The sequence below is a fragment of the Vibrio sp. 1-Bac 57 genome (assembly GCF_037546855.1).
In the GTDB taxonomy this organism is placed as follows: Bacteria; Pseudomonadota; Gammaproteobacteria; order Enterobacterales; family Psychromonadaceae; genus Psychromonas.
Window position 1 is genome coordinate 1 of sequence record NZ_JALAAC010000069.1, and the last position, 6855, is coordinate 6855.

Consider the following 6855-nt stretch of genomic DNA (forward strand, 5'->3'; position numbering starts at 1 on the left):
AAAGATTATGGGGCTAGTTAAAGCATCTCACGGAGATGACCATCTCAATCAAATCACTCAAAAGATTAGGCATATATATGACATCCATTATCTAGTCACAGATAAATTTACCTGTGATTTTTTAGAGTCGGATAAATTTATAGATATGATTACTAAGGTTGTAGCAAGTGATAAAGAGGTTCTAGGCGACACGACTTGGTTAGATAGCCCATTATCCGATGCATGTGTATTCTCAAGCCTGCCTGATATTTGGCCTGCTCTTGAAAAAACATACAATGGTGAGTTTAAAGCAATGGTTGTAGGAGACTACGTCCCTTCGATGACTGAATTAACTAAGTCTATGTTGAGAGTTCATAAACAGTTAGTTAAATTTGATTCTGAGTAAAAAGTTCCAAAAATTCGCAGTCCCATTCGGAGAGATCTAAAAATCGATTAGATTTTAAAAATGAGTTACATTATACAATGCTTACAAGGGGTATTCACTTATTGCGACTCAAAGTGGTTCATCGCGATTCAAAGCGATTAAAAACTGAAATAAGAAAGATTAACGAGAAATTTAAAATATATGAAATCTGTAACTAACTGTATTTACAAGACAAACCGCTTTTCCATTGCCCCTATGCTTGATTGGACTGATTTTTAGAGTGTTACTTGCTTCCTGGCGGTAGAGGTGGACTATAGGCGTACCATTTTTAATTTTAGGCTAAAAGGCGTACCGAGATAATCTAGTTATAATTACTACTTAAATTCCCAACCTCCTTACCTTTTAACATTTATAGATGTTATTGAAGCCTGTTTTTCTTTTATATATGGAAAAGAGAATGAGCGTTATAGTAAATACTTATACTACGACTTCGTAATCGATGATCTTTTATCACCTCAGAATAAAAATACAGCAAACATATAAAAGTCTAAATTTAGCCTATATTTGGTCTTTTTTGTTTTTGATGGTAAAATACTTATGTCGATGTAATTTATTTCAGATTGGCTTCTATGGAATGTATGTGCGGTTATAACTAACGTGAATACATTTCTTATTTAAAAGGAGAATAGTTATGCATGTAGAAACAATCAGTTTTTTAAAAAAAAATGCAGCGAATCTTCCATTGGAAGAACCGTTGATTATTACTCAGAATGGTAAACCCGCTTATGTTATCGAATCTATTCAAGATAGAGAAGAGCGTGAAGAGGCTATTGCCCTATTAAAACTTGTTAGCTTTGCAAAAAGCGATAAACAAGCAGGTCGAGTAATGTCATCCAGCTCTTTTAAGGAACGGTTAGCACAACGTAAATCATCCTTAACGGAGTTAAATAATAATGACCACAGTAAGTAAAGTAAGTATTGAATATACCGAAACATTTAGTAACTCTACAGATCTGGCTATAACACATTTTATGCGCTGGAATAGCGAGGTAAGTGTTTTAGAAAAAATAGAAGATACAATCAATACTTTTGAAAATGCAATAAGCGACAACCCGTTTATATATCCTGTATCATCCAGCCTTTTCGATGTGGCAGGTATCTCAAGTGTACGAGAGGCAAATATAAACGGCTATAGATTACTATATGAAGTCGAGGAACACGCAGGAAAAAAGATGATCACGGCTTTTCTTTTATTAGGTCAACGTCAGTCCGTTAGAGAACAACTAATTAAACATTGTTTGATACAACGGTAGGGTATTACTGTACCCGCTTCATCGCGGGTTTCTACATTATTACTAAATTACTATTCTCTGAAGTTACACAAGGAGATGGCTTAATTCAGCTACGTATACAGGTGAGGAGTCAAGTAAAACTGGCCACCTTAATAAAGAATTTTAAGTTTTTTCTCTGCGTTGTAATTTTTTATTTATTAGAAAATAAAGATCGTCTCAGCTATTCAAAAAATCGATTAGATCTTAAAAATAAGTTACATTATATTCCTCGCAAAGGCGTACTGGGGTTAACGGGATTTAGTTATCGCTCTAATTGGCAGCATTAACCTCTCATTTCAAAGTTAATATCTAGATCTATCTTATACTTCTCATCTAAATATATTCGTAGACAACTCATATTATGAGGCGAATATATGCGCCTTAGAAAATTATTAGTTTTTTATTTCTAAGCTTCTAAAACTCTTAAATAATATTATTTAGCATAACAATTAAGCTCTTTTACTTTATTTTCTATTAATGATTAAATCTGATAATGGGCTTCTTACACAATTTGCACCAGCCTGTAATACATGAGTGTATATTTGTGTAGTACGGATATCTGTGTGCCCCAATTGCTCTTGAACCGTGCGGATATCTGCACCACGCTGTAATAGGTGTGTTGCAAAAGAATGCCGCAAAGTATGGCAAGTCACTTGTTTATTAAAGTTTAATTTATGTGCTGTATTTTTTACTGCTTTTTGTATATTACTTTCATGAATATGGTGTCGTCTTAGGTATGTGGTACCAGGTTCAAATGAGAGTCGTGAAGAAGGAAATAAATATTGCCACTTTAATTCTTTAGCTGCATTTGGGTATTTACCTGCTAGTGCATGAGGTAAATATACTCCTTGAAAATCGACTCGTTGCATATCTTGCTGATAAAACAAATTAACTTTAGCGATCTGATCCTGTAATTGTCCTATTAATTCAGGTGCTAATGTAACGCTGCGGTGCTTTCCTCCTTTTCCTCGCCAAATGTTTATTGATAGATAATCAAAATTGATATCTTGAATTCGTAAATTGACTGCCTCCATTAATCTTAATCCACTACCATAGAGGAGGTAACAAGGTAGTGTTACTGAGCTAGGTAGAGAATTAAGTAATAAACTCATTTCTTCAAGTGTTAATACCACAGGTAACTTTGGTTGTGTATTTGTCCTTTTAAAGTTGAGCTTTAATGTTAATGGTTTATCTAAAAATTCGCGATACAAATACACTAATGCATTCAGTGCTAATGCTTGCGTTTTAGGAGCTACTCTTTTCGTGTTGGCAAGGTATGAAAGGAAGGACTCTACTTCATGATCATGACATTCAAAGGGATGTATTTTATTATTAAAGTAAATATAAAATTTTATCCAATACAAATAAGCCTTAATAGATTTTTCAGCATAGAATTTAACACGCATACTTTCTGCTACAGCATTTAAAAATGGAGACTTCATCTATTTCTCTCCTTTAAATTTTTATATGGTTTTATATACAGTGTAGTCGATATTCCATGTTTCCACTGTTAATTCGGACTTTTTCCATCTATCCACATGACAACTATTTGATTAACCATCTTAATTGTTTGATTTTGTGTGCGATAAAGGTATTGTTATGTTAATTTTGACAAATTAATATATTCCGTATTTCTACCAAAAATATGGAATTTTTCGGTTTAATAAACTGTTAAGTGTCAATCACGAGTGTTACCCACAATTGGAGTGTCATGGAAATTTTAAATAATGCATGGTTCGTAGGTATTGGAGGTGGAGTATTAAGTAGCCTCATCGTTGCCATCATTACTAGGAAAATATTCTCTAAACGGGATAACCGAGAGTACTTTCAAAAGGTTCAGAGTGCGAATCGAGAAGTGTTATATGCAATACGTCCAGGCATATCTGAAGGCGTAATTCCTAATAAAGATATTATTGAGCACTTGATAGAGGCTACCGCTAGAAAATATTCTGTTGAAATAGATTCAATGCTAAATCTTGCCGAAATTTCATCTGAGTTAATAAAAGAAGTAATGGACTCATCATTTATTTCAGCTCAAACGAAACAAGATTTTTGTGAAAAACTATCTAGTTTAAAACCTGAAGCTAAAACCAATGAACTCACTGAAAGTATCAAGAAGTCATATTCTAGAGACAAGTACAGAAGTCAAATGGTTACAATGATGGCTACAATGGCTGGCTTAACTACAGCCGTAGCAGCTTTTTACACTTCATTTAAGTCTGATTTAATTGAATCACCTGAGCGCCTTACAATTCTGCTAGTGCCTGCCGCCGCTGCAATTGCAGTCGCAATTTTATCGGTATTAACAAAAGAACTATCAAAGGCAAAACTATCCAGTTTTAAGGTGAATATTGCAGGAATTAAAGCTAATTTTGTCCCTCGGGATAATGATGATAGTAAAAACACTTAACAAGCTAATCAACTGGACGCATTACGGTTGTCATCGTTTTTGCAAAAGAAAAACATGGCAAAAACAAAGCCAACCTACACGCCAGTTATTAGGGCGTTAAATTTTTAATCGAGGATGCACAAGTATATGGCTAGGCCAGCACGGATGATCATACCAGACGAGAATGATCCAAAAGCTATAGAGCTTGCAGGTAAATACAAATCAGCTTTGAAAAAAGAATTCTATGTGTGTGTTGCTTTGTTGTTAGTTACATTGGGAATATTTGGCTCTCTAAACTTCGTGTCATTTATGCGACCTAGTTTTGAAACTGCTGGCTCATGGCTTGAAAGGTCTGGAGCATTAGTTGGTGTAATGGCAATGTTTATCGAATATCGCTCAAGGTATATTAGTAATCTATTGAACAATGCTGTACCTCAGCTACCGCCTTTGCTATTCCAACAAATAAACCATTTCGCCCGTCACGAATCAATTATACATAATGTAGTGCTTTTCTTAGGAATATCAGGGGCAGTTATCTGGAGTTATGGTTCCCCAATACTTAAAGGAATTCAAAGCTTATGAGAGTAATAAAAATTTAACAAGGCGTTCAAAACGGACTGCTAACAGTTGGCTAGCGCTCGTACCTCGCACATTGTAGCCAACAATTATCAGCCGCTTAACTTAGCGTTAGCTGATTTCATTATACGAGGCATATATGAAGGAAGAATTAGAAATAGTTGAAAAATTATCAAACTCTAAAATAGTTGAAAAAATATATGATGATGGTTTGTCATCTCCTGTCGTAGAGGTAAGTAAAATTGGTACTGATTTGGTTAAAAGTGCTAGATTGATTTTAGCTCCTTTGCAATTAGCAGCAACATTTCAAGATCGGTTTGAGATTTTTTTAAAAAAATTCAACAATCGAGTTGAAGAAGAGCACCAGGTTCAGCCTCCGGCTGAACTAACATCAGTTTGTCTTGAACGAATGAAGTACATTGATCTAGAAAACCCCTTATGGGAGATGTTTGAAGAGCTATTAATAAAATCTATGAGTAAAGATAGCATTTCACAAGTCCACCCTTCATTTGGTCAGATTATCGGTCAGTTGTCACCAGACGAGGCTTTGTTGATGTATGAGCTGAATAAAGGTGCGTTTCTTGTTACTGACCAAATGGATTTAAACCACCAATCTAATCGTTTTGAGAATCGTAGGGTTTTGTCTAGTACGATACCTAAAGATAAGTTGGCTAACCCTGAAGCATTTGATATTTATTATGCGCATTTAGAATCACTTTCATTAATAAAATGGCCAGTTACGAACGAAGATCCCGTACGTATTGGGGGGCGTCAAACTGGTACAAAACGTAATAGCCAAATTCACTTGACAGACTTTGGAAAACTTTTTGTAGCTGCATGCATACCTGAGGCAGGATTCAGCACAATCAGCTAACAAGCACATTAAGTCGGAACAAAAACAGCGGGCTATGTTTCGTTCCTCAACAAATTTTAGCCCACTATTTTAGTCCGCTTAAGCGGGCGTTAGCTTAATCACGGAGTTTTTAATGGACCCTATATATTTAAATTTATTTTCGGGACTTATTGGCTCAATAATAGGTGTTTTAACCACATTAATAATTGCGATTATTAATCGTAGAGACTCTGCTGTTGATAACTTGTTAAGCCGAGTTCATTCTATTGGATTTCAAATTAGATATTTAAGCAATGAAAATCGACCTGCACCGATTTTTCATGAACAATTTACAGAACTTTGGATTGCTTATACTGCATTAAGTAAAGCTGTGCCTTACTGGAGAAAAAAAGAGCTCAGAAAGGCTTGGCGTAAATTTATGGTTATGGAAAACCTATTTGATGATTCCACCCCAGATAATTGGGACGTATTCAAAAAAGGTACTCACTCGTCAAAAGAGCAAGCAGTTCTGTGTTGTAGCGAATTCATTAAATATATCAACAAATTAAACTAATAAGCGCATTAAATCTGACGTCGCACATTGTCCGGTTTTTTGCTTAAAAGAAAAAGGCGCAAAAAAGCGTCCAACATGCTCCGCAGCTTATGCGGGCGTTGAGGTTGTAGAATAACTCGTTTTTTGTAAATTTATAAGAAATTATAATTTTTAACTTGTTGTTTTATTTGATTAATACATTTCAAGAATAGCTGTGTTTTCTCAAAAATAGAGTAATTCTACAGCCTCGTTAGCTGGAATATATGAATGTACAACGTTTAAGACTTATCTATCTCAAACAAATTAACGAAGCATTAGACAGACTGAATGCTTCGGAGGTTTACTATGATCGCTATTTGAAAACAGAAGATATTTATGAATTAGATTCTTGTGTTTTACAACTTAGGAAAACATTAGAGTGCATTGCTTTTGCTGCCATAGCGCCTAATAAAAAGGCTTATGAAAAATTTAGAAATAGTGACTTTACTAAAGACTTTAATGCTAAAAAGATAACTACTCAGTTAAATATGATAAATGAAAACTTTTATCCAATACCCTTGTTTCCACCCTGTAGAGAAGAAGGTAGGGTTTGGAATTACCCTCGAAAAGAAGCTGGCTTTCTAACCAAAAAACGATTTGAAAAAGTTTATGATCGTTTAGGTAAGTATCTGCATTCAGATAATCCATGGGGGAAAGACAAAGGACTATTGAATTTGGCTAAAGAGTATCCTTCTTTCGTAAAGCAGATCCAAAGTTTACTAGAATTGCATGTTACTTCAATTATTACACCTGAATTTTCAGGTGTGTGGA

The 6855-nt window shown here is 34.7% G+C and carries 9 protein-coding genes; 8 read left to right on the forward strand and 1 reads right to left on the reverse strand.

Features of this window, described 5'->3' with window-relative positions; translation table 11 throughout:
• The 3 genes from MT391_RS20295 to MT391_RS20305 all read left to right on the forward strand — a co-directional run.
• Nucleotides 1–385, forward strand: a 385-nt coding sequence (locus tag MT391_RS20295; protein ID WP_499499862.1) for a hypothetical protein, incomplete at its 5' end; no start/stop codon positions are given.
• Between the two features lie 670 nt (nt 386–1055).
• Entirely contained in the window at nt 1056–1334 is a 279-nt protein-coding gene (locus MT391_RS20300) for a type II toxin-antitoxin system prevent-host-death family antitoxin (RefSeq protein ID WP_499499864.1), read from the forward strand.
• Nucleotides 1318–1677, forward strand: coding sequence for a type II toxin-antitoxin system RelE/ParE family toxin (locus tag MT391_RS20305; protein ID WP_499499866.1), 360 nt, complete (start codon nt 1318–1320; stop codon nt 1675–1677). The genes MT391_RS20300 and MT391_RS20305 overlap by 17 nt, the downstream gene beginning before the upstream one ends.
• A 482-nt stretch (nt 1678–2159) precedes the next feature.
• Here the strand turns inward: MT391_RS20305 and MT391_RS20310 are convergent, their stop codons facing one another.
• Nucleotides 2160–3137: an integron integrase gene (locus MT391_RS20310; protein WP_499499867.1), complete on the reverse strand. Its 978-nt coding sequence runs from the start codon at nt 3135–3137 to the stop codon at nt 2160–2162.
• Between the two features lie 269 nt (nt 3138–3406).
• Between MT391_RS20310 and MT391_RS20315 the strand changes: the two genes are divergently transcribed.
• The 5 genes from MT391_RS20315 to MT391_RS20335 form a co-directional block, all read left to right on the forward strand.
• Nucleotides 3407–4105: a hypothetical protein gene (locus MT391_RS20315; RefSeq protein WP_499499869.1), complete on the forward strand. Its 699-nt coding sequence runs from the start codon at nt 3407–3409 to the stop codon at nt 4103–4105.
• Between the two features lie 144 nt (nt 4106–4249).
• A complete protein-coding gene (locus tag MT391_RS20320) occupies nt 4250–4666 on the forward strand; it encodes a hypothetical protein (protein WP_499499871.1) in 417 nt (138 codons plus the stop codon).
• A 133-nt stretch (nt 4667–4799) separates the two neighbouring features.
• Nucleotides 4800–5534, forward strand: a complete 735-nt coding sequence (locus MT391_RS20325; protein ID WP_499499873.1) for an Abi-alpha family protein — start codon at nt 4800–4802, stop codon at nt 5532–5534.
• A gap of 112 nt (nt 5535–5646) precedes the next feature.
• Nucleotides 5647–6066 carry a hypothetical protein gene (locus tag MT391_RS20330; protein ID WP_499499875.1) on the forward strand — a complete coding sequence of 140 codons (420 nt, stop codon included), beginning with the start codon at nt 5647–5649 and terminating at the stop codon, nt 6064–6066.
• 242 nt (nt 6067–6308) lie between these two features.
• Nucleotides 6309–6855 (forward strand): hypothetical protein (locus MT391_RS20335; RefSeq protein WP_499499876.1); only part of this gene is annotated, 547 nt, incomplete at its 3' end.